17 protein-coding genes are annotated in these 20,950 nt (G+C 43.1%); 1 reads left to right on the top strand and 16 read right to left on the bottom strand.

The window, feature by feature from the left end:
* Positions 1-29: 29 nt before the first annotated feature.
* The 10 genes from AAFN85_RS17025 to AAFN85_RS16980 form a co-directional block, all read right to left on the bottom strand.
* Positions 30-950: a glycoside hydrolase gene (locus tag AAFN85_RS17025; protein ID WP_347528806.1), complete on the bottom strand. Its 921-nt coding sequence runs from the start codon at positions 948-950 to the stop codon at positions 30-32.
* A 264-nt stretch (positions 951-1,214) separates the two neighbouring features.
* Positions 1,215-2,462, bottom strand: a complete 1,248-nt coding sequence (locus tag AAFN85_RS17020) for a DUF4998 domain-containing protein (protein ID WP_347528805.1) — start codon at positions 2,460-2,462, stop codon at positions 1,215-1,217.
* A 29-nt stretch (positions 2,463-2,491) separates the two neighbouring features.
* Positions 2,492-3,697: a DUF5000 domain-containing lipoprotein gene (locus AAFN85_RS17015; RefSeq protein WP_347528804.1), complete on the bottom strand. Its 1,206-nt coding sequence runs from the start codon at positions 3,695-3,697 to the stop codon at positions 2,492-2,494.
* 39 nt (positions 3,698-3,736) lie between these two features.
* On the bottom strand, positions 3,737-5,713 hold the full coding sequence (locus AAFN85_RS17010) for a RagB/SusD family nutrient uptake outer membrane protein (RefSeq protein ID WP_347528803.1): 1,977 nt from the start codon (positions 5,711-5,713) through the stop codon (positions 3,737-3,739).
* A gap of 18 nt (positions 5,714-5,731) precedes the next feature.
* Positions 5,732-9,226, bottom strand: a complete 3,495-nt coding sequence (locus tag AAFN85_RS17005) for a TonB-dependent receptor (RefSeq protein WP_347528802.1) — start codon at positions 9,224-9,226, stop codon at positions 5,732-5,734.
* Positions 9,227-9,455: 229 nt separating this feature from the next.
* A complete protein-coding gene (locus AAFN85_RS17000) occupies positions 9,456-10,601 on the bottom strand; it encodes a FecR domain-containing protein (RefSeq protein WP_347528801.1) in 1,146 nt (381 codons plus the stop codon).
* Positions 10,602-10,637: 36 nt separating this feature from the next.
* Positions 10,638-11,171 (bottom strand): sigma-70 family RNA polymerase sigma factor, encoded by a 534-nt coding sequence (locus tag AAFN85_RS16995; RefSeq protein WP_347528800.1) that lies wholly within the window; start codon positions 11,169-11,171, stop codon positions 10,638-10,640.
* A 476-nt stretch (positions 11,172-11,647) separates the two neighbouring features.
* The gene (locus tag AAFN85_RS16990; protein WP_347528799.1) at positions 11,648-12,616 is read right to left on the bottom strand and encodes a glycoside hydrolase family 43 protein; all 969 of its coding nucleotides are present in this window, start codon (positions 12,614-12,616) and stop codon (positions 11,648-11,650) included.
* 35 nt (positions 12,617-12,651) lie between these two features.
* Positions 12,652-14,640, bottom strand: a complete 1,989-nt coding sequence (locus AAFN85_RS16985; protein WP_347528798.1) for an alpha-L-arabinofuranosidase C-terminal domain-containing protein — start codon at positions 14,638-14,640, stop codon at positions 12,652-12,654.
* Between the two features lie 154 nt (positions 14,641-14,794).
* The gene (locus AAFN85_RS16980; protein WP_347528797.1) at positions 14,795-15,199 is read right to left on the bottom strand and encodes a DinB family protein; all 405 of its coding nucleotides are present in this window, start codon (positions 15,197-15,199) and stop codon (positions 14,795-14,797) included.
* A 252-nt stretch (positions 15,200-15,451) separates the two neighbouring features.
* Here AAFN85_RS16980 and AAFN85_RS16975 point away from each other — a divergent pair, with 252 nt between their 5' ends.
* Positions 15,452-15,940, top strand: coding sequence for a hypothetical protein (locus AAFN85_RS16975; protein WP_347528796.1), 489 nt, complete (start codon positions 15,452-15,454; stop codon positions 15,938-15,940).
* Positions 15,941-15,984: 44 nt separating this feature from the next.
* On the opposite strand, the gene AAFN85_RS16970 is transcribed toward AAFN85_RS16975, so the two are convergent.
* The 6 genes from AAFN85_RS16970 to AAFN85_RS16945 form a co-directional block, all read right to left on the bottom strand.
* On the bottom strand, positions 15,985-16,203 hold the full coding sequence (locus AAFN85_RS16970; protein ID WP_347528795.1) for a hypothetical protein: 219 nt from the start codon (positions 16,201-16,203) through the stop codon (positions 15,985-15,987).
* Positions 16,200-17,492: a paraquat-inducible protein A gene (locus tag AAFN85_RS16965; RefSeq protein ID WP_347528794.1), complete on the bottom strand. Its 1,293-nt coding sequence runs from the start codon at positions 17,490-17,492 to the stop codon at positions 16,200-16,202. Before AAFN85_RS16965 ends, AAFN85_RS16970 begins: the two co-directional genes overlap by 4 nt.
* A 1-nt stretch (position 17,493) precedes the next feature.
* A complete protein-coding gene (locus AAFN85_RS16960) occupies positions 17,494-18,795 on the bottom strand; it encodes a paraquat-inducible protein A (RefSeq protein WP_347528793.1) in 1,302 nt (433 codons plus the stop codon).
* 185 nt (positions 18,796-18,980) lie between these two features.
* Positions 18,981-19,496, bottom strand: coding sequence for a DinB family protein (locus AAFN85_RS16955; RefSeq protein WP_347528792.1), 516 nt, complete (start codon positions 19,494-19,496; stop codon positions 18,981-18,983).
* 1 nt (position 19,497) lies between these two features.
* The gene (locus tag AAFN85_RS16950; RefSeq protein ID WP_347528791.1) at positions 19,498-19,920 is read right to left on the bottom strand and encodes an ester cyclase; all 423 of its coding nucleotides are present in this window, start codon (positions 19,918-19,920) and stop codon (positions 19,498-19,500) included.
* Between the two features lie 71 nt (positions 19,921-19,991).
* Positions 19,992-20,864, bottom strand: a complete 873-nt coding sequence (locus AAFN85_RS16945) for an AraC family transcriptional regulator (protein WP_347528790.1) — start codon at positions 20,862-20,864, stop codon at positions 19,992-19,994.
* Positions 20,865-20,950: the final 86 nt, after the last annotated feature.

The following is a 20,950-nucleotide window of genomic DNA, read 5'->3' as shown; positions in this document are numbered from 1 at the left end:
AGTGTTCGACAATCGAACACTGAGATTAGCTATTTCTTATACGTACGGTTGTTTATATTCCGGCCATAATAAACATCGCAGGGAATGTGGTGGCCTGGATAAATCTTATCAAGAATGCTGTATAAAACCGGATCGTAAGTTTTCAGATCGTCAGGAGACTGGACGCGAACGCTTCCGTCGTAAAATTCCATATTCGACCAAAACCACCACTGGGTACCTTCTGCCCAGTATTCGGCTACTGTATTGATGGCATATTGACCTTTATACAACCCCTTCTTTTTCGCGTTCTCATAAGCGGCGTTAACTTGTTTGATCATTTGCGGATCAATAATTTCCAGTACCGCCATAATATTGTGGCTAAACTCATGAACCATAATATTTTCGCCAAAATAGCGTGTGCCCGGATAGCCTAATAAATTCTCTTCGGCGCAGGAGGTTTGGATACCGCCCATTCCCCTGGCGCGCTGATCCCAATAGCCACGATCTGTCATGCTGGCTATGCCGCCGGGTTTATAGTAGGTTTCGCGCTCGCCGGGGGTAAGCCTGCCATCATCATAAGTCGGCTTTTTCCAGTCGCGGCATTCGGGCAGATCGGTTTGCATTTCCGATTTCCCAATAATGGATAATCTTGCGCCGAGCTTGATCATACCGGCACGGATGTCAGGTCGTTTAAGCAACATGTAATTGATAATGTCACGGGCTATTAATAGGGCATCGTTGGATACATGCTCGGACGAGATGATCGGGATACCGAAAGCATCAGCATATTTTTTATAAAAAGGATCGAAGCCATAACTTACTGGCGGCGTAGTGACAATAACACTATCGTAACTTGCGGCTAAAGGTTTACCTGTATTTATTCCCTGGGCTATACAATAAGTTTGGCCTAAAAGCCCGCAGGTCAGGATGACCAAAAATCTTTTTAAATGCAGAAGTAGTGTTTTTTTCATGCCGGATATTCGCTTTTCAATTATCAACTTTTATGCTATAAAATTGATGAATAAAAAGCTTCGTTTTTAAGCGGATATTTTCCTTTGATAACTATATCTTATCCTTACACATTTTGGGGATCTGACCTCAAGATATCAAAAAGCCGCCATTGCTATTAATGACGGCTTTTTGATGTTTTTAAACAGTTTCCAATAACCTATTTAAAATTCCAAAACAATCGTTTTTCCCGGCTCAATACACCGGGAAAAACAATTCTGTAAAACCTAATTTTTATAAAGCTTGATATTAAATACCGTAAAGTAACTGCCGGGATTACCGTTCCCGACAATGTTACCTAAAAAGCCTATCGATACTACCTGCGGCGAAGAAAGTGTGAACGTGAATGTTTTCACTTCCCTTGAGTTTGGACTTGTGCCGCCCACGTTTGCGCCGTTAAACATGTTTATTGATCCCAACGCTGTAGAAAGGTTTGCAAGTACCGGGATCCCATTACCTCCGGCAGCGGCAACACAATAAACCGATGAATTTGATTGCACTTCAGAATAAGCATCAAACGAAACTATGTAGTTACCGGCCGGCAGCGGTGCTGATGTTGCCTGGTACACAATACCGTTTACAACAGGCGTGTTGTTCCATGTTTCCCAGTTAATGGTTCCTCCGCCATCAGATGAATAACCGCCAATAGTGCCGTTATCTTTATTTTTAGCGGCCGCGTTGGTGACCCACGGCGCGGCAAGCGTACCCCATCTCCCATCAAACAAATCCCTTTGAAAAGGGCCGGCGTTTGAAAGATAGATACTGGTTACATCGGCTTTTACGCTGTGTTCCTGGTAATCTGTATAAAAAGTATCGATGGCAGTTTTATTGGGTTTAAAAGCGGTGCGATAGCTGATGGTGCCACCCGCCTTAAATTTAGGCAGCGATGTACTTAACGCTGTTGCCACCGATGTAATTACCGTATCGTGTTGTTTGTTTACCGCATCGGTATATTTTATCTGCATGTAAAGTACGCCGTCATCAGCATTAACATCAGCCCAGTTAATTAACGCCGAACCATCCGTTTGCAACTCGGCTTTGGCAATACCCCTGTTAATCAGCGAGCTTTGATACAGATCGCCATAAACATTGCCCGCCACGGTAACCGGGATGGAGATATGCCCTTCGTTATCATAAGTACGGATCTCGAAGCTCATAACGCCTTCGGGTAAATTGGGGATATACAATTTTGCTGTATCCACACCTCCGGTACGGGTTACCGCCGTTTCTATCGAATCCTGCTTGCTGTTCCAATACACGCGGTATTTCACAATTTTAGGATCGGAGGTAAAAAGGCCGGTCAGTAAAACTCTACTCCTGCCCGAAAAGATTTGTACCGAATCGAGCTTACCCGGATAGATGATAGGACCGTTAGGTTCGTATTTCTTTTTGTAATCATCCATTTTACTGCAGGCGCTCATTACAAACGCTGCGAGGATGAACAAACTGTATATTATAATTTTATGCTGTTTCATAATTAAAATCAAATTGAAAAATGCTTGTGTTATTTCCCAAATAAGGTAAACTCACTGATACTCATAAAGTATGAGCCTGTCCAGTTGCGTAAACTCCTGATCCTGATATATCTGTATCCAACTGTACTTGCCGGGAAATCATACGCCCATCCGGCCTGCGCGTAAGCATAATCGGCGGCGGTTTCAGTACCCGAGGGCGAACCTGATGGTTTTACCACGTTACATGTTACCAGTTTTGTCCATGTAGCATCCAGAGCACCGTTTACATTTGGCGCATTTGATCCCCAGATCTCAAAATCCCTTAAATTCCCCCTTACGTAATATACATTACCAACTTCAAGGAAAGGATTAAGTATAAAGCGGCTCAATACACGCTGTTTACCCAAATCAAGCGTAACCATTTGCGGGCTGCCGGCACTTTCCACCGTAAACAGGCAGTTTGGCCAGCCACCTGTAAAGTTGCCGTCAAAAACTTTGGTTAAATCTGTATATGAATACAGGTTTGTAGCATCGCCCGGCAACACATAGGCAGACCAATCCTGCTTCGAAAACTGTTCTTCATAAAATGGTGTAAGTTTTAAGAACAGCGTATCCGAACGGTTTAAAAACCTATCCCTCACAAAAAATGCGTATTTTCTTTCAATGGCGGGTTGGCCCCTCACCGCGGCTTTTATTAAAACACTATTGCTGTAAATATTATCCATGCCTTTCGGCTGCACATATTGGCCATTATTAGCCGTATCGGCCATGGGCACAATGGCCAGGTTATCTTTAGCCGCGTTATCACATACCACATTAAAGCCCCCAAAAGTAGCCGTTACCTTAAGCGACCTGAAGGCCAGGATATAAGGCGGCGTTAAAGGGTTAACGGTAACCTCAACCGCGGCCGAGGCTTTTTCGCTGGAGTTAACCGCATATAATTTCACCACATGGGCCAATGTATCTGCAAAACCATCAACAGTTATATTGTTAGTATAGTGTGATGCGATAACCTCACGTGTTTTACCCGGGGAGGTTTCATAAACCGCCTTTACATAAAAAAGATCGTTATCACCAGGAAGCGTATAGGTTAAAGTGGCCTGGCCATTTAAGTTTTGCACCGTTACGTTGCTAACAACACCAGGGGCATTGTTATTGGTTACAGTTGGTTTATTGAGAGTTTCCTGCTTGCAGCCTGTTATTGTTATTACCAACAACCAGATCAAGCAAGCGGCTTGTAATTTCCTTGTTTCCATTTTAATGTTTTTATTGTTAAACATATTATCGCCCCTCATCTACCAGTTAGGGTTTTGTACCAGGTTTTGATTAACCAGCAGATCGTTCTCCTGTATAGGCCACAGGTAATCGCGCGGGATCACAAAATGCCTCGAATAAATGGAGCGTTCGCGGTAATACAATTCCGGCGAGTTTTCGCTGATTGACCATCCTGTTACGTTGCCGTTAAGCTCAACACCGGCGGTTTTCCAGCGTACCAGGTCCCAGTAGCGGCTACCCTCAAAGCATAGCTCAAGCGCACGCTCGCGCTGAATAATGGAGCGCATGCCATCCTTAGTGGTGTACTTGGTTGGGTTAATAGAAAAGTTTGACCATGAAACCTGAACCGTTGGTAAACCTGCCCGCGCCCTGATCCGGTTTATATAAGTATATACATCCGCTACCGGGCCTTGCGCTTCGTTCAGTGCTTCAGAATAAAGTAAATAAAGGTCGGCAAGTCTCATTTCTGGCCATGGATAATTGAGATAGGTAACCGTTGCCCATTCGTAATGCCAATTGAGTGCCTTTTTCATGTAGAAACCGGCGATAGGTATTGGCGACGACTGGCCTACCTCGGCACCACGTGCTTTCATCCACCAGGTATCCACATCGGTTTTGGTTGGGCTGTTTGCCATGTACCATATGCCGCGGTCAAAACCCAGATCGGCGTAGTAACGCGGCTCCCTGTCAAAATTGAGGCGGGCGGTGGTTTCACCCTCCTTGATATTGAAACGATCAGCATGCGTACCAACCTTTAATTCAGCAATGTTGCTAAAATCAAGCGTTTTATCCTCATTAATAGGGACTCCGTTTTTGGTGTAAAACATTTTGGCCATTTTTATGGTAGGGCCAAGCAGCGGCCGGTTGGCCGATTTTGCCGCATCAGCATTATTAAAATCATACTGACCGGCACACATCGACTGGAAAAATGAGTTGGTGCCGATGTTGTTATTAGCCGTTAATCCCCAGATTAGCTCATCGTTCCATTTTTCGCTCATGGCATTCCTGATGCTCATCTGCGTCATGGTTGTATCGCTAAGTGGAATTGTTGGCGCAGGAAAGGTGTAAAGCTGAATATTCTGCGCTTCGCAAAAATCAATTGCTGCTTTACAGGCATCCGCCGCAAGCTGCCATTTTTCGGCGCTAAATGCGGGGTTGAATAGCTGTTCCCCATCTTTATTCTTGAACGAGCTGTAATCCGGGTTACCGTTAAACAAAGGGCTTGCCGCTGTTACCAATAACTTGGCTTTCATGCTTAGGGCCGCGCCTTTAGTAACACGCCCCAGTTCGCTGCCTTCGTTCCGGATAGTTAATGGAAGCTTTGCTGCAGCCAGATCATATAATCCGGCAATGTATTTCACTACCTCATCAACCGGACGGCGCTTTACCCTCACTTCATCAATCGGCGCATCAATAGGCAGGTTTTTATCAATGATAGGAATTGGTCCGTAAGCCCTGAATAATTGAAAATGATAAAAGGCTTTTAAAAACTGGGCTTCCGCTATCCAGCGTTCGCGGGTATCAACGTCCAGGTCGCGCACTTTGGTGAGGTCGCTTACATTTTCAATAAAAACGTTGCAATCGCGGATGGCTTTATAATTTGAAACCGCGTCCCTTGTACCATTCATATAATTGGCAATAGGATCTGACGAGTTTTGAAACCCGCGGGGCAACTGCAATACGTTGGTCGACCGGATGTGATTTGCCGGATCTTCTACCCAAACTTCATCACCGGCGGTAAGCCCAACGTTGTAAGTGGGATCTACCTCGGTAGGCAGATAAGAATAGCAGGTAAAAAGATACTTTTCGGCCTCGGTTTTTGAAACGAAGGCGTTGGCTATGGTAGATACGTTATCCGGAACTACATCAAGAAATGATTTTTTACAGGACGATACCGGCAGAATCACGGCTAAAGCTATAAGCAGCAGTACAACAGTACCCTTTGGCGTATAACCTGATGTTATATGTTTATTTTGTTTGATAAAATTACTTTTCATATCACTTGTTTTAAAGCTTTAAAACTCAACCCTTAAACCCAGGTTAAACACTTTTTGAACCGGGTATCCTAAGCCCGACGATCCCATTTCCGGGTCCCAAAGCTTAAAGCTGCTCAGGGTTAATAGGTTAAGGCCGTTTAAATAAATACGCGCGCTGTTTAAATGAATAAACTTGAGCTGGCTCTTGCTGAAATTGTACCCAAGCTCGGCCGATTTAAGGCGAACGAACGATCCGTTACGCAACCACCAGGTCGAAGTTTGGGTATTGTTACCCTGGATTTGGGTGCTGAGGCGAGGCCAAAAGGCGTAAGGGTTGCGGTTATCTTCCGACCAATGATCGTTGGCAATTGAGTTTAGCAACCCGCTTTGGTTACCAGAATTAAGACCATTGGTTTGTAACCCGTTAACCAGATAAAAAGGAGAAATATCTGCCGAATTGATCACAAATGATGAGCGGGCCGATCCCTGGAAAAACGCGCTGATATCAAAGTTTTTATAGCCTACAGAAAAACCGAAGCCGTAAATAATTTCAGGCACTTGCGGATAGCCTATCGGCACCACATCCGAACTGGTTATTTTGCCATCGCCGTTCATATCCCGGTATTTAATATCACCGGCTTTATAATCGCCAAAACTTTGGGTTGGTGAGTTGGCCACATCTTTATCGTCGATAAACAGGCGTTCGGCAAGCAGACCGTAAACCTGGCTCAGGGAGTTGCCTACCCTGCTCAGGTATTGTAAGTTGGCGGGATAAGCGGGCTCCTCGTTTTTAAGCAATTTACTTTTAGCATAAGTAAGCGTACCGCGCGATTGGATCCAGAAAGCGTTGGTAAAGTTTTTCTTGTAATCCATGGCTATATCCACACCCCTGCTTGATGATTTGCCCGCGTTTGAGGATATATTCGCCTGCAAACCCATCGAGGTTGGTATAGTGCTGCGCACCATCAGGATGTTATCGCGTTTTTGCTGATAGGCATCAACCGTTAAATTGAAATTTTTGGCAATGGTTAAATCCATACCAATATTGGTTTGCCTTGATTGCTCCCAGGTAATGTTCTGGTTTTCGTAACGGTAAGTAACCACACCCGGCCTGCTATAGGTATAATTAGTACCAAACTGGCCGTTGCTGAAGCTGTTTAAGTTAACATCCGATAGGTAGAAGAAACGATCTGTAGCCGAGCCTATCTGATCATTACCCACTAAACCATAAGTAAACCTGAATTTAAGATTATCGATGGTGGAAAGCAGCGGCTCAAAAAACTTCTCGTTTGATACCACCCAGCCTGCACCCACAGATGGGAAAAAGCCAAAACGGTGATTGCTTGCAAAACGCTCAGATCCGTTATAACCAAAGTTAAACTCAACCAGGTAGCGGTTATCATAACCATAAGTAAACCTGCCAGATACGCCCTGGTTACGAGATGGAAGCGATAACTGAAGCGTAGGCGCGTTACCGGTAAGGTAATTACGCATAGTACCGATAAGCAAACCACTAACTGCGTGTTTTTGGGCAAAAGTGCGATTATAGTTTATCGCCGTTTCGATATAGGTAATAGAGTTGGAAACGTTTAACGCCGGGTTTTGGTTGTAAGTTAAATACTCGGTAGGTGTAGCCCCAACGCTGCCCGCCGAACCATCATTCAGTAAACTTAAACCATTGAATTGGCCATTAAGCACATTAGACTGGTAGTAATAAGGGCTATACTGGCGTGAAACAGTAAAATATGAATAACGGGTAGTGTAAGCCATGGTACGGGCCGATAAACCTTGTGTAATAAAATCAAGTTTTTGGTTAAGATTTAGCTGAGCCGTTAAAGTACTGGTATTTGAGCTTTGAAAACCAGATAATGACTGGGCATATGGGTTTACATACAGGCCGCCGCTGGGTATAATAGCATTACCAAAAAGCGGGTGGTTTACATAGGGTAACAAATTACCGGGGTAAATAGCAGGGAACGCTACAGGGTTACTCCACAAAGCATTTAAAAAAGTGAAGCCACCGCCACCAACCGGACCATGGTAACTATCAAACTGACCTTTTAAACTTACTACAACCTCGGTAGTTTTGGTAAGGTTTAAGGTGGTGTTTGATAACAGTGAGTACGATTGCAGCTTGATATTATTGCTGAAATTGTTCAGGCTGTTTTCGGCAAGGTTGCCGTTGTCAATATTGTAGGTCATGGCTAAGTAGTACTTAGCTTTTTCCGAGCCGCCGCTGGCATTCATGTTGAACCTTTGGTTGCTGGTTTTGGTTTTTATCAACTGTTTGATCCAGTTATTACTTGGGTACAACAGCGGATCATCGCCATTAGCTGTATGGTCAATTTTGTTTTGCGAGTAAGGTAACGCGCCTAGTGGGTTACGGGTAAGCACAGCCTCGTTGGCCAATGTCATGTACGTGATATTATCGGCCAGATCAATGTTTTTGATATTGGATGATGTTGAATTTTCTCCGCGGATATTGAATTTAACCGCCCCTACATCACCGCGTTTGGTAGTTACCAGGATAACGCCATTTGCACCACGTGCGCCGTATAATGATGACGCGGTTGCATCTTTCAATACCGAAAAACCGGCAATATCATCGGGTTGCAACCGGGCAAGATCTGTAGTTGCCGATTCGATACCATCTATCAAGATCAATGGGTCAACCTTACCGGCGCCAAACGTGCCCACACCACGGATAAAGAACTGGGCGTTATCGGCACCAGGTTCGCCACTGCGCTGGTAAGCGATCATACCGGGAATAGTTCCGGCCAGTAATGTGGTAAGGTTGCTTGATGGGGCTTTAAGGTTTTTAGGGTTAATAGTTGTGATGGAGCTTACCAAACTTGTTTTTTTCTGTGTACCATAGGCCACAACAGCTACTTCATCAAGCGCGTTTTTATCGGCTCCCATTTCAACATCTACCTGGTATGTACCATCGGCAGATAGGGAGTATTTGGTAAGATCAAACTCCTGTGTTTTGGTACCTACAAACGAAAAAGTAATTGTAGTTACATCGCTCCCCTTTAAACTGAAGGCGTATTTACCATTTGCATCTGACTGGGTGCCAATGCTTGTGCCTTTAAGCTTTACGGATACACCTGGCAGGGTAAGCCCTTTTTCGTCGGTAACCGTTCCCTGAACCCTTTTGGGCGTTGTTACCGCAGCCGCGCGGGTTGGTTCTTTTTGGGGAGCTACAACCGGTTCAGTTTTTTCAATTACGATAAGCTGATCGCGCAGGGCGTATTTCAAATCCTTGCCTTTCAGCAAAACGGCGAAAACTTCCTCCAGTGGCGCGTTTTTGAAATTTACAGATACAACTTCCTTATCGTTTAAAAGCTTGTTGCTATAAAAAACGGTAAGTCCCGTTTGTTTTTTGATGGCGTTAAATACTTCGGCTAAACTGATGTTTGCTTTGGTGAGCGTTATTGGCCCCGTTGCCTGCGCTTGCACAGTGCCGTACCGGGTTACCAATAAAAGAAAAATAAAGGGCAGCAAGAGCCGCGGGCTGAATAAAATTCTATCCATATTTATTGGGTTTATGATTTGGTTTTCTTTAAGACCGCATCCGGATAAAACGGGTGAATGGGAACAGAAAAAAATGTGCATTTTTATCGCACAAGCATCAATTATCTATAATTCAACCCATTGCGATCGAATAAATCTGATTCTATAAAGGCAAAAGCTTCCCGCTTCGGTTAAAAACCAAACGTTAGGTTATTCAAGAAACAAATGGGAAGGTAGCTGAGGGGGCTCGCTACTTGATGTGCAAAACCCCGTCTTTCAAAACAGCGTTAACACCTGCTGATGTTTTGATGTTATGTATAAAAACATCAATCGATTTGTTTTTCTGAACAGCGCCGCTAAATGTTTCGTCGGCTTTAGCAGGATCATCAAAAACAACTTTAACATCAAACCATCGCAGCAGTACATCGCTTATATCGTGAAGTTTAGTATTGTGAAAATAATAAATATCATTCATCCAGGCCAATTCAACTGCCGGATCAAATGTTTGCGATGTAAATCCTGCGACAGGCGTGTAGACAGCCTGATAACCTGGCTTTAAAAGCATTTTTTGCTTATCCTGTCCGCTTGTCGACACAGATCCCTCAACTAATGAGGTCACTGTTTTATCGGTTTGATAAGTGTTTACATTAAACTCGGTACCTAAAACCCGTACATCCGTTAAACCGGTATGCACTATAAATGGTTGGGCGGCATTTTTGGCAACTTTAAAAAAAGCTTCACCGGTTAAATACACATCCCTGGTTTTATCAGAAAACGCGAAAGGGAAGCGCAGGCTTGATACCGAATTGAGCCAAACCTGTGTACCGTCTGATAGTACAATGCGGTAATTTAATTTTGCAGGGATAACAAGCGTACTCCATTCGGCTGTTTTATTGTCATCAAGTTGATAACTTAGCCCGTTACTGCCTTTTTTTAAATGGGCGAAGGGCACACTGATCGTTTTTTTGCTGGTATCCGAAAGATCAATATGCTGGCCGTTCGCCATCCTAAGCTCAATGGCGGGTGCTTTGGTATCTTTTTTGGCCACAACATTTTCTGTAACCGGCGTTTTTCGCCAGTAATATCCGGCGGTAAAAGCAATGAATAATAAAGCTGCCACAGATAGCCATTTGGTTATCTGCAACCTATGAGAACTGCCAGGTCGTACTGATTTTATTTCCGGCTCAATTTTATCCCAGGCTTTATTTTCGTCGATGTTGTTTAAAAAGTTTTGAGCTTTATCTGACGATAAAGTTTGCTGCATTTCATCCCATAGCTGCTTAACCCTGGGATCATTTTGTATAGCCTCATTAAGCAAACGGTTTCCTTTTTCACTTATCGTGCCCGCGATTTGCTCAATTATTAAGTCCTGAAAATACGCTTTATTGTATGTCATTATTTGTAAGACCCCATTATATAAAAAAGGGTGAACTTATTTGGCACTTTTTAATCCTTCTTTTAGTGTTTTTATGGCCAGTTTCAAATGAGTTTTCAACGAATTTATGCTGATGCCCATTTCATGGGCCGCATCCTTGTATTTTTTATTCTCGTAATGTACCAGGTTAAACGCCTGCAACCGCTGCATCGACAGATCGGCCAGCATTTTCTCCGGGTAAATTTCGGGGGCAGGCGCTTCTTCCTCCTCCTCTACTTCAGTAAGTGTGTATTTATAATCAACCAGTTTTTTTTGAACCCGTGTAGCGCTTTCAACTTTTTTAAGACAACGGTTACGGATTGCCGTGGTTAAATAAGCCTTCAATGACGAATTGATACCAGTAAATAATTGCTTTTCCCAAAGATCAACAAAAAAACCCTGAACAGTATCTTCAGCTTCCATTTCGTCCTGCAAAATATAAAAGGCTGATACATTAAGCAACTTATAGTATTTTTTAAATACAGCTTCAAAGGCCTCCTTGTCCCCTGCCCGTAATTGCTCAATAATTTGAGCATCGTTCAAAATTTCCATGAATTGGTTTTAACTGGTATGGTTTATAAGAAATAGAAGGTATCTATCAAAAGCTAAATTAACTTTTTTATTGTCAAAAAAACAATTAATAAAAATATTTTTTATTAAAAGAGATTAGGCGACTAAATCGGTTTTTATCGCTTAATCCATAGCTTTGATCTTAAATTAGCTTCAAAAAATTATCTACAAAAAAAAAACTGGTAAGAAAGATGACCGATTCGCAATAGCAAAGAATGGAAGAAAGTAATTTATTAATGTATTTTAAACAATTAAATCACTAATTATTCAGAATAATGTTATTGATTAGATTAGTAGCACCTGCCGCAAAAAGGTAACGGCTGTTTCTATTTTCCCCCAATATAATAGTATTGATAAAAGCCCCAACCTGCCGAATGGGTGTTCGACAGGTTGGGGCTAAGTTTTCGAGGCGAAACGTATTTTTAGCGGTGTGTTTTTAGTATTAAAACTAATGCAAGCTATTTTTCAGGCGTCCCCCATTTCGCCTTTAACAACTCAGCCTCTTTCGCGGTGATAGGCATAACGGTACCGTGGCGCGGATGGAAATCCATAGATACTTCATCGTCAATCAATTTAAAGTTTTCGAGATCGGTAGTGCGGGTGAACTGGTATTTACCCTGGGTGTACATATCGTACATTAAAATATATCCACTACCATCATTCAGTTTAAAAGTTCCTGCCCCTTCTACCGGGTCTTTAGTTTGCTGTACATATTGATCTCGCAGCACATAACCGGAAGTTAACTTATCTGATACGGCGATCTTTATCCCTGCACCAGATCCTTCTGTTTTAAAAAACAGGTAGTATTTTTTATCTTGATAAACGATGTCGCCATCAATGCAGGCGCCTCCGTCGGGTTTAAAAAACAGCTGTTTAGGTTCGGTTTCCAAATCGGTAAAATCTTTATTGGCGTAGGCATAGTATATTTTATCGGCCTCTTCGCCAAAGCGCATCGACCAGTATATCATATACTTTTTCACCTTCGGATCATATATGGTTTGTGGTGCCCATACCCTGTTTACCCCGTCAAACTTTTTGAAGGTTTTGGTGATATCGATGGTTTTAGATGTCCAATGTACCAGATCGGTAGATTTTAGCAGCACCATCGATGAATCGGGTCCCCAGCCAAATTTTTCGGTATTCATGTCTGTAGCTACCATATAAAAAGTTTTACCATCCGCAGCGCGCATAATGTGGGGATCGCGAACGCCGCCAGTAGCGCTTATATCTGCCGAATTTAATACCGGCTGGTTGTTATTTAACGCGTGGAAATGGTAACCGTCATCGCTCAAGGCAAAGCGGATAGCCTCGCCGCCTTTACCGCCGGTAAAATAAGTAAAAAGATAAGCGCTGAATTTTTGCTTAGGCTGTGCCACAAGCGTTCCATAAAAACCAAGTAAAATGCTCAATAAAAGTATTTTTTTCATGTATATAGGTTATTGTAAATTCTATTAAAAACCAATCATTTAGTTTGCCCTGCACCACCTGTATTGATCCTGACCACACTTAAAGAATAAGCAGGAACCGCGAACGACCAATTTTTCTGTAAGCTGATCACCGAAGATTTTGGCAGAATAGCCTCGGGAGTACTCACGTTATTTTCTGCCTGAATATCTCCGGTTATCGTGGTAAGCGTAGCCGAATCCGGTAATATACCGACCCTGGTCAGATCCGCAGTTCCCGAAAGGGATGCGTTGCCCGCGTTGGCTATCTTCAGAATAATATCACCGGTTGCGGCATCCCTTACGCATGATACGCCTGCTGTGGTATCATTCACAGCCTTATTACCTTTAAGCTTTATCACGCCCGGCAAATATTCTCTACCAGCATTGGCAGTAAATTGCTGCTGAACATAATAGTTAACTGTTGGAAAAACGTGGGTGCCATTAAAGTAAATAAGGTTAGGATTCCATGATGTATGACCTATCCGGGCGATAAGCGGGGCGTATGATGCCATCTTAACTACATCGCCGTTGCGTTCAAGATTAATCATGTAAACGGCTTCGCAAAGGGCGTTGAATAACTTGTTGCCCCATGAGGCATATTCGCCTATGTAAACTTTAGATCGCTGCCTGTTGTAGGCATCATAACGAGTGGTGTTTTTCAAAAACCATTGTGGCTTTTCATAATAATGCTCATCAACAATGCCAACGGCAAGTTGATCTGCCAGTTTCCAGCCTTTATCAAAGTCTTCGCCGTTGGGGCTTGGGCCTACTGTTCCTATTATCTTAATTTCGGGATGGGCTTTGTGTACCGCATCGTAAATCATCCTGAATCGTTCTTCAAACAGGCCTGTTATCTTATCTTCATTACCGATGCCCAGGTACTCGAGATTAAAAGAGGCCGGATGCCCTGCCGCCGCGCGTTTTGCGCCCCAGGCTGAAGTTGCCGGTCCGTTGGCATATTCAATCAGGTCGAGCACATCCTGCACGTAAGCTTTCATCTCATCCATTGGGATACCTTTTTGCCCGGTAGAGCCAATTTTCCAGGTACCACCCGAATTTTGGCAGCTCACACCCGCGGCAAGTACCGGCACAGGTTTAGCACCAATATCTTCACAAAACTGAAAATATTCAAAATATCCCAACCCTACCGACTGGTGATAATTCCAGATATTACGTTGATCCACCCGTTGTTCAACCGGGCCGATGGTATTTTTCCAGCGGTAAATATTAGCAACGCCATCGCCATGGGTAAGACATCCGCCTGGGAAACGCATAAATTTCGGTTTCAGATTGGCAACAACCTGTGCCAGATCGGCCCGCATTCCATTTTCACGATTTTTAAATGTCTCGGTCGGGAATAGCGACACCATATCTATACCGACTTTTCCTTTTGATTTTACCAGCAACACAAGTTTGGCGCTGTCATTATCAAAATTTACATTGATCTGTTCGGTGTACTTTTTCCAACCTTTCCCCGCTGCGGCAAATGCAGATGAACCCAATTCCTTCCCTTTCCTATCAACAAGCGCTACAGATACTGGTAAGGACTGCGCCGACATTACGTTTAAGAATACCGAAAAACGATAGCTTTTCCCTGCCTTAACCGGGATGCCATCAAAACCAGAATTTTCAAGCCCTACGCCTTTTTGCCCCTCGTCCTCAACATTAAGCATTATATAGTGAGGGTTATTGGGATAAACAGGAGTAGCGCTTTCTACAGAAATAGTTCCATAACCGAAGCCATCGGTTTGATATTTCCATGCTGTTAAAGGGTTCCAGTTTGCATTATCAGCCGGGTTGTACTCAAATGAACGGTTTTGAACCAATTCGGCATAAAGACCGCCATCTGCTGCGTAACTTAAATCCTCAAAAAATATCCCGAAAAGATCGGGGCTGATCTGTTTAGGTTTTGTGCCATTTACAGGTTTTGAGATGACATGTTTTTGTGCTCGCAGAACGGAGCAACATAATAGCAGGATAGAGACAAAAATTAAACGCCGTATCATGGGCACAAGTTAAAAAAAGACTTTATATTAATTGTTTTTTTAACAATTAATATTTTAAGGCAATTTCCCTGTTGTTTTGTGTCTACATGATCTGTTCTTTGGGCAGCCCCCTGTTTCGCCTGAATCTTTTTACCGGGGGCCTAAAAGCTGGGTTTTAAATAGAGCCTATTAAAGTATCGATACTCGCCAGATGATGTTCGTCATGCTCTGCCACAAATAACAAATGGTCTGTTACCCGCATTGGCGTTTTTAGCCGAGGGTGCAACGCGGATTTCAAGAGATCATCGGGCGACAACGAATCGAGCAACCTGATCGTGTTTTGCCTTAACCCTAAAAAATTAGCCAGTAGTTCTTCTAAAGGTCTATCATTGTGCCCTGCCAGGTCGGTCTTGGTGTTCTGTAAATCGGTGGCGCGCAGCTCCGTGCTGCCGTTAATTATATCATCCAGCCTGCCTTGCCAAAGTGGTTCCAGATCGGCCAGGTGACCAATATGCTCCTTAACAGACCATTTTCCAGAAACCAGCACAGCCTCCGGCAAACCTGCTACCCTTTTTTCCAACTTTAATGGAAATGCACTCAGCCGCGTTTTTAATTCTTGTAATCCATGAGTATTATGCTCAAAATCAAATTTCCGATCAAACCATTTATTCATAGCCTATTCAAATTTGCTTTATCTATTTACTTTATTTTTGCACCGCAAAGCGGCATCACTCAATATCTCTTTAACTTATGTAGATGGCTCTACAGCCGTTACTGCGATAGCCTTAGTTTCAAAGCTCTCGACTGCTTTTCTTTTATATTTGTAGCCAGCATGACGTCATCCGAAGCCATCTTATTCATTAAAAACGCCATCATCGGCAATGAACCTCAATATTGGGCCGACCTTGGCAGCGGAAACGGAGTTTTCACTACTGCACTCCAAACGCAGTTACCTCCAGGCAGCCACCTAATCCCTGTTGATAAGGAACGCCAAAACCTGCCCGATTTTGTCAAAGCCGATTTCGAAAAAGACGACCTTCCTTTAACCGGTCTCGACGGCATCCTTATGGCCAACTCCTTTCACTATATCAAGGATAAAACCAAACTTATTAAAAAACTGGAAACTTATTTTACCGTGACGCCTACTTTTCTTATCGTTGAATATGATACTACCCGCGCTAACCCATGGGTACCGTATCCTATCAATTATCAAAACCTCCAAAAATTATTCGACGGACTCGGTTACAGCCAGATCAACAAATTGGCCGAAACTCCATCAAGGTATGGTGGCAGCATGTATTCGGCACTGATCAAATTATAAATGTTATGTGTATTTATAACGCTTTTAGCGCATTTATCAGGTGATTAGTTAACGATCACATGCATTACCGGGCGCACAAACTTATGCGATAGTCCTGTTTGGCGGCAAACAATTATGGCAGCCAGGTCTACAACTTTCGATTTTAAAAACGCGTTACCGCTTTTTGTGAACCATAACCAGCTCAGGGCACCAACTGTAACTGCCCCGATTACAACAGTTGTTACGAGTAAAGTTTGATCTTCTTTATCGAATGGATTTTTCATAACGCATCATGTGGTGAAACTCGTTTCAAAATATAGGAAAGCAGGGCCGCGAACAGCACATAACCGGCGAAAATAAAGTATCCGGGCTGCAACGACGTGCCATTGGCTGTAATTACATTTAACGATTCGGTGTGGATGTTAAGGCTTGAAAGCTGGCTTTTAAGGATGCCATTCAATCCGATATAGGTCATCAACATGCCAACGATCATCACGTCCGACATATCCCATTTGCCAAGTTCAAACGTGAGGTATCGGACTACGCCGTTGCGACCCAATTTTTTCGGACTGAATACATAAATACCTTTAGCTATCAGACGTAACAAAGGTAACACCAGTATAAATAGCAAAATAAGCACCCCTACTAAAATGGCGTCCGGCTTAGGCTGCCCAATTAGTGTTTCAACAATTCCCAATATGCTTTTGCTTTGATAAAACAGCACCTGGTTTTTAAATTCCACATTGCCATCCAACAGCGCCAGGTGCAGTGATTGGATCCTGGCGTCTACCTCAACTACCGGTAAAAGGCTTCCGGTAACCAGCATCACAAACGCAAACAGCAAGGCAAAAATAAATAACGGCGTTTGCAAATGCACCTGTTTACGTAACGCAAACCAAAGCAACAAAGCCACTAATACACACCCCAGCATAATACATACGTATTGTACCAGCTGAATTTTTAACTCAGCGAGTTTTTGATCGATACGGTTATTAAAAGCTATAGGGTCAGAAACCTTGTACTTTTTATATACATATTTGGTAACCGCGTAATTGGCCACGCTTACGCTATCGTAAATCTGGCTGGTTAGTTGGTTAACCTTGCTCCCTGCTATATTTTTAAGGCGCTTTTCACTTTCAGGGCTGCTTATTTTAGCTACGATGGTTTTTGCGAAGGGTTTAACCTGCGCTTGTAATTCGGCAGAATCCACAAGGGTGTTGAAGGCTAATTTTTTAAGTTTCGCGCCCAGCCCTTTTTGAGGTTTGTTGATCTCGGCTACCGTTTTGCTTACCAGGCCATGCATTTCCTTTTCAACCATTATCAGCATATCACGCTGTTGTGCTTTTGTGATGTGATAATCCTGGATCTGGCTACTCAGCACTTCGGTAATACGGTCGCGCCACTGATCTATTGAAAATAAACCAAAAGTAACGCTGTTTGATAAGCTGTAATCCTCCTTAACCTGTTCGCGCTCGGCAGAAACATCGGCCAGTCGATAGCCCGAATAAGCGGCCCCGCCCAACAACAGACTGAGACCAACAAGCATGATGATATTTAAAACGGTGTATTTCATGTTAGTGGGCATCGTGTGGAGTGATATATTTCAAAATGGTTGATAAGATCAGCCCGTACAGTACAAAACTGATAAAGATGATGTAGCCGGGCTGTAGTGCCGTGTTGTTGGTTGTAATGAGTGTAAGGTCTTGCCCGCGGATATTGAGCATGGCAAGTTGTTTATCCAGCAAACCATTCAAACCAATATAGGTCATTAATACCGCTATTACGATCACATCGGCCATACTCCATTTTCCGGATTGAAAAGCGAAGTATTTGATCACCCGGTTTTCGGCCAGCTTTCTCTTGCTCAATAAGTGGATACCGGTAGATGACAGTTTCATAACCGGGAAGAGGATACTGAAACAAAGAATGAGGATCCCTACCGCGATAGAATCAATAGCAGGTTGTTTTACCAAAACCTCAACCACTCCCAAAATGCTTTTACTTTCATAAAAAAGCACCTGGTCTTTAAACGAAACGTGTTCGCCCAGCAACATAAAATCGAGCGTTTTTATGCGGCAATCAACTTCTATCATGGATGCGCTGAGCCCTACCGCCAGCAATATAAAGGCAAACAGTAACGAAAGGATAAATAGCGTGCCGTGAAGCTCGGTACGTTTGCGCAATATCCACCATAAACCCAATACCAGCACTATACAGCCCAACATTAAAAAGCAGTTATGGTACATTTCTACACGGATCTCCTGTAACAGATCGTCGAGCTTTTTATTTAGCTCCTCTTTATTGTGCACCTGGTATTTGCGGTACATGCCATCAAACAGTGCGTGATTAGCCTTTAATGTGCTATCAATACTTTCCGTATGCTGCAATTGGGTAAACTTACCCATTGCCAGGTTGCTCAATTTGTTTTTTTGATTGGGATTATCGGCTTTGGCTATAATTGAGCGCGCTAAACCTGGTACCTGGGCTTTAACCTTATCTGTTTTAACAAAAGTTTTTATGGCCAGCTTTCGGATCTTGCCAATAAAGCTTTGAGGCTTTTTCTCAACCATAGCCTCGGCCTTATTAATCAAGGCATAAAGCACCGATTCAACCTCGGTTTGTAATTCCTTCTTTTGCTTTGGCGTCAGTTTAAAATGTTTTACCTGACGGTTTACAATGCCGGATACCTCATCACGCCATTGATCAACAGATAATAGCCCGTAAGAGATATTATTGATAGTTGAGTGGTCGAGCTTAATGGTTTCCTGTCGGGCCGATAGCTCGTGCAGCCGGTAGCCGAAAAAGCCTTCAAGCCCCAACAGTACAAACAGGCCGAGAATCAGTAATAGTTTGGGTAGATAGTTACGTTTCGTCAAGGCTTAAATGGTAAAAAAGTTAGCATAATTACAGGTTCGGTTTAAACCTGTATAATATCATGCCATTTCACTTTTATACCTAAAGCCGGTTTTGCCGCCCCGCTTTTGTACTTTTTTCCGAACAGGGGGGCGGAATAATTTCATCCAGATTTGCAAGTAAATCTCTCGCTTCAATTAACCTGCTTTTAAAACAAATTCGCGGTAGCGTTTTGGCTAACGTAATAGGTAGCCAGATCAACAGAAGAAAAATCGCTAAATCCAACCTGCCGCAATAAGGTGACCAACTGCCCACGATGATAGGTAGAATGATTAATGCAATGTGCGAAGCTTTGAAAGTATCTTATTTCACCAATCCTGCCGTTTGGGTAGATAAAATTTATAGTTTTTTCAAGATCAGCCTCGGGGTGGCCATTTACAAAGTCCACTATTCCTCTACTGGCTTTCTGCCATATATCCATCAATTCGGCTTTGGAACCGGTAAATACCGACGATAGATAAACCGGGGTATTTACCCCGGTCCAAAAGTCGATCCAGATCTTCTCAGCACTTGCAATATGAATGGCAGTTTGTTTAACGCTGTTAAAACTGCTTGCGTTTACTTTGTCCCACTGTTCATCGGTGATACCGCTTAGCCAACTTATCGCTTTATTGTCGGCCCAGTTGTTGTAGGCCGCCAACTCTTCAAAATATGCTTTATTCATATTAAGCCTTTGATGATAAATTTGCCAGCAACTCGGGTAAAGTGGTAATGCCCCAGTGTTCAATGTATTTTCCATCTTGCAGGCGAACAATATCTATCACATCTATCTGGATGGCTTTTCCTGTGGCGGGTATCCCTAAAAGGTTTCCGGTGTGCGTACCGCTTATTGTTTTGCGGGTGGTAACCCAATCGCCTTCGGCTACTTGTTGGTGAATTGTTACGCTAATATTGGGTATGGCAGGCCTTAATATCTCGTTAAAAAAATAGCGCATGCCTTCTTTACCGCTATCCATACCCATCGGGGCCGATCGGTTCACAAAATTCTGGTGCATAAGCGCGTTGAAACTATTTTCATCCCATGCGGCTATCACTTCCTGGTTAAAGCGGCGTACAGCTACTTTGTTATCTTCCATATTTGTTTCCATTTTTTATTTATTTAGATGGAACAAAAGTAGCCTTGGTTGGTACCGCAGCGTTAAGGGCAAACGTTCAGGAATTATTGCGGCACGTTCAATTGTTGATGGCGGTATTCGCTCGGTGTGAAGCCAAAATGATTTCGGAAGGCTGCGGTAAAGCTGGAGTGGTTTTGATAGCCAACCTTCATATAAACGCCGGACGGGCTTTCATCTACAGAACGCAAAAGCTCGGCAGCCAGCTCTAACTTACTCTTAAGCAACCATTTTTGCGGCGTGGTATGATATAGCTCATTAAATCTTCGTTTAAAGGTTGATATGCTCATATGGCAAAGAAAAGCAAGTTCATCAACAGTGATCTGGCGGCCGGCATGGCTTTCCACCACCTTTTTGAGCTGCAATTGGGCTTTATCAGCGGTAATGATCTGTATTGCCCGAAACCGTTCGGGATCGGCATGCAGCAGATATAAAAGTAATTCTTCTATTTTAAGAAGGCGCACGGGAGCTGGTAATTCCTGACCGGAATTTACCAGATCTTCAACCGATGAAATAAATTGCGTGATAAACGCATCCTGTTTAAAAATAAGAAATGGCTGCCTGCCATATTTGGATACCGTGCTATTTAATAGATGTTCATACTTGATCAAAAAGCGGTTCAATATCTCATTGCTGAAATAAAACAGGATACTGCTAAAATGCTCACCGTTTGCAAGTAATTCAGAAGTTAAAACATTTCCGGCCGATAGTACCACCAGTTCGCCTGCATTAACAACAGCTGTCGAGTCGGGGTAAACGATTGTCTTGGTACCGCTAACCAGCAGGTTGATCATATTACAACCGAGGACGATCTTATTTTTAACAGAATCCTTCCCGGATGTATAGCAACGGATCACTACATCATTCACATCTTCGGCAGGCCCATCTAACAGATCCTCGGGTAAATTATAAGTTTCCATCAATAATTTTCATTTGCAAAATACTCCTGATTGCCGGTATCACTTACAAAAGTAATGAATTATAGAAGTTTACATGGAAATACGTG

It is taken from the genome of Mucilaginibacter sp. CAU 1740 (genome assembly GCF_039839285.1).
Classification (GTDB): Bacteria; Bacteroidota; Bacteroidia; order Sphingobacteriales; family Sphingobacteriaceae; genus Mucilaginibacter.
Note: the sequence above shows the minus strand (reverse complement) of the source record. Positions and strands in the feature narration are given on the sequence as shown.

What these genes read in the sequence shown, in the direction of transcription:
- AAFN85_RS17025 (WP_347528806.1), bottom strand. Translation starts at nt 950, where the DNA reads ATGAAAAAAACACTACTTCTGCATTTAAAAAGATTTTTGGTCATCCTG.
- AAFN85_RS17020 (WP_347528805.1), bottom strand. Translation starts at nt 2,462, where the DNA reads ATGAAACAGCATAAAATTATAATATACAGTTTGTTCATCCTCGCAGCG.
- AAFN85_RS17015 (WP_347528804.1), bottom strand. Translation starts at nt 3,697, where the DNA reads ATGGAAACAAGGAAATTACAAGCCGCTTGCTTGATCTGGTTGTTGGTA.
- AAFN85_RS17010 (WP_347528803.1), bottom strand. Translation starts at nt 5,713, where the DNA reads ATGAAAAGTAATTTTATCAAACAAAATAAACATATAACATCAGGTTAT.
- AAFN85_RS17005 (WP_347528802.1), bottom strand. Translation starts at nt 9,226, where the DNA reads ATGGATAGAATTTTATTCAGCCCGCGGCTCTTGCTGCCCTTTATTTTT.
- AAFN85_RS17000 (WP_347528801.1), bottom strand. Translation starts at nt 10,601, where the DNA reads ATGACATACAATAAAGCGTATTTTCAGGACTTAATAATTGAGCAAATC.
- AAFN85_RS16995 (WP_347528800.1), bottom strand. Translation starts at nt 11,171, where the DNA reads ATGGAAATTTTGAACGATGCTCAAATTATTGAGCAATTACGGGCAGGG.
- AAFN85_RS16990 (WP_347528799.1), bottom strand. Translation starts at nt 12,616, where the DNA reads ATGAAAAAAATACTTTTATTGAGCATTTTACTTGGTTTTTATGGAACG.
- AAFN85_RS16985 (WP_347528798.1), bottom strand. Translation starts at nt 14,640, where the DNA reads ATGATACGGCGTTTAATTTTTGTCTCTATCCTGCTATTATGTTGCTCC.
- AAFN85_RS16975 (WP_347528796.1), top strand. Translation starts at nt 15,452, where the DNA reads ATGACGTCATCCGAAGCCATCTTATTCATTAAAAACGCCATCATCGGC.
- AAFN85_RS16970 (WP_347528795.1), bottom strand. Translation starts at nt 16,203, where the DNA reads ATGAAAAATCCATTCGATAAAGAAGATCAAACTTTACTCGTAACAACT.
- AAFN85_RS16965 (WP_347528794.1), bottom strand. Translation starts at nt 17,492, where the DNA reads ATGAAATACACCGTTTTAAATATCATCATGCTTGTTGGTCTCAGTCTG.
- AAFN85_RS16955 (WP_347528792.1), bottom strand. Translation starts at nt 19,496, where the DNA reads ATGAATAAAGCATATTTTGAAGAGTTGGCGGCCTACAACAACTGGGCC.
- AAFN85_RS16950 (WP_347528791.1), bottom strand. Translation starts at nt 19,920, where the DNA reads ATGGAAACAAATATGGAAGATAACAAAGTAGCTGTACGCCGCTTTAAC.
- AAFN85_RS16945 (WP_347528790.1), bottom strand. Translation starts at nt 20,864, where the DNA reads ATGGAAACTTATAATTTACCCGAGGATCTGTTAGATGGGCCTGCCGAA.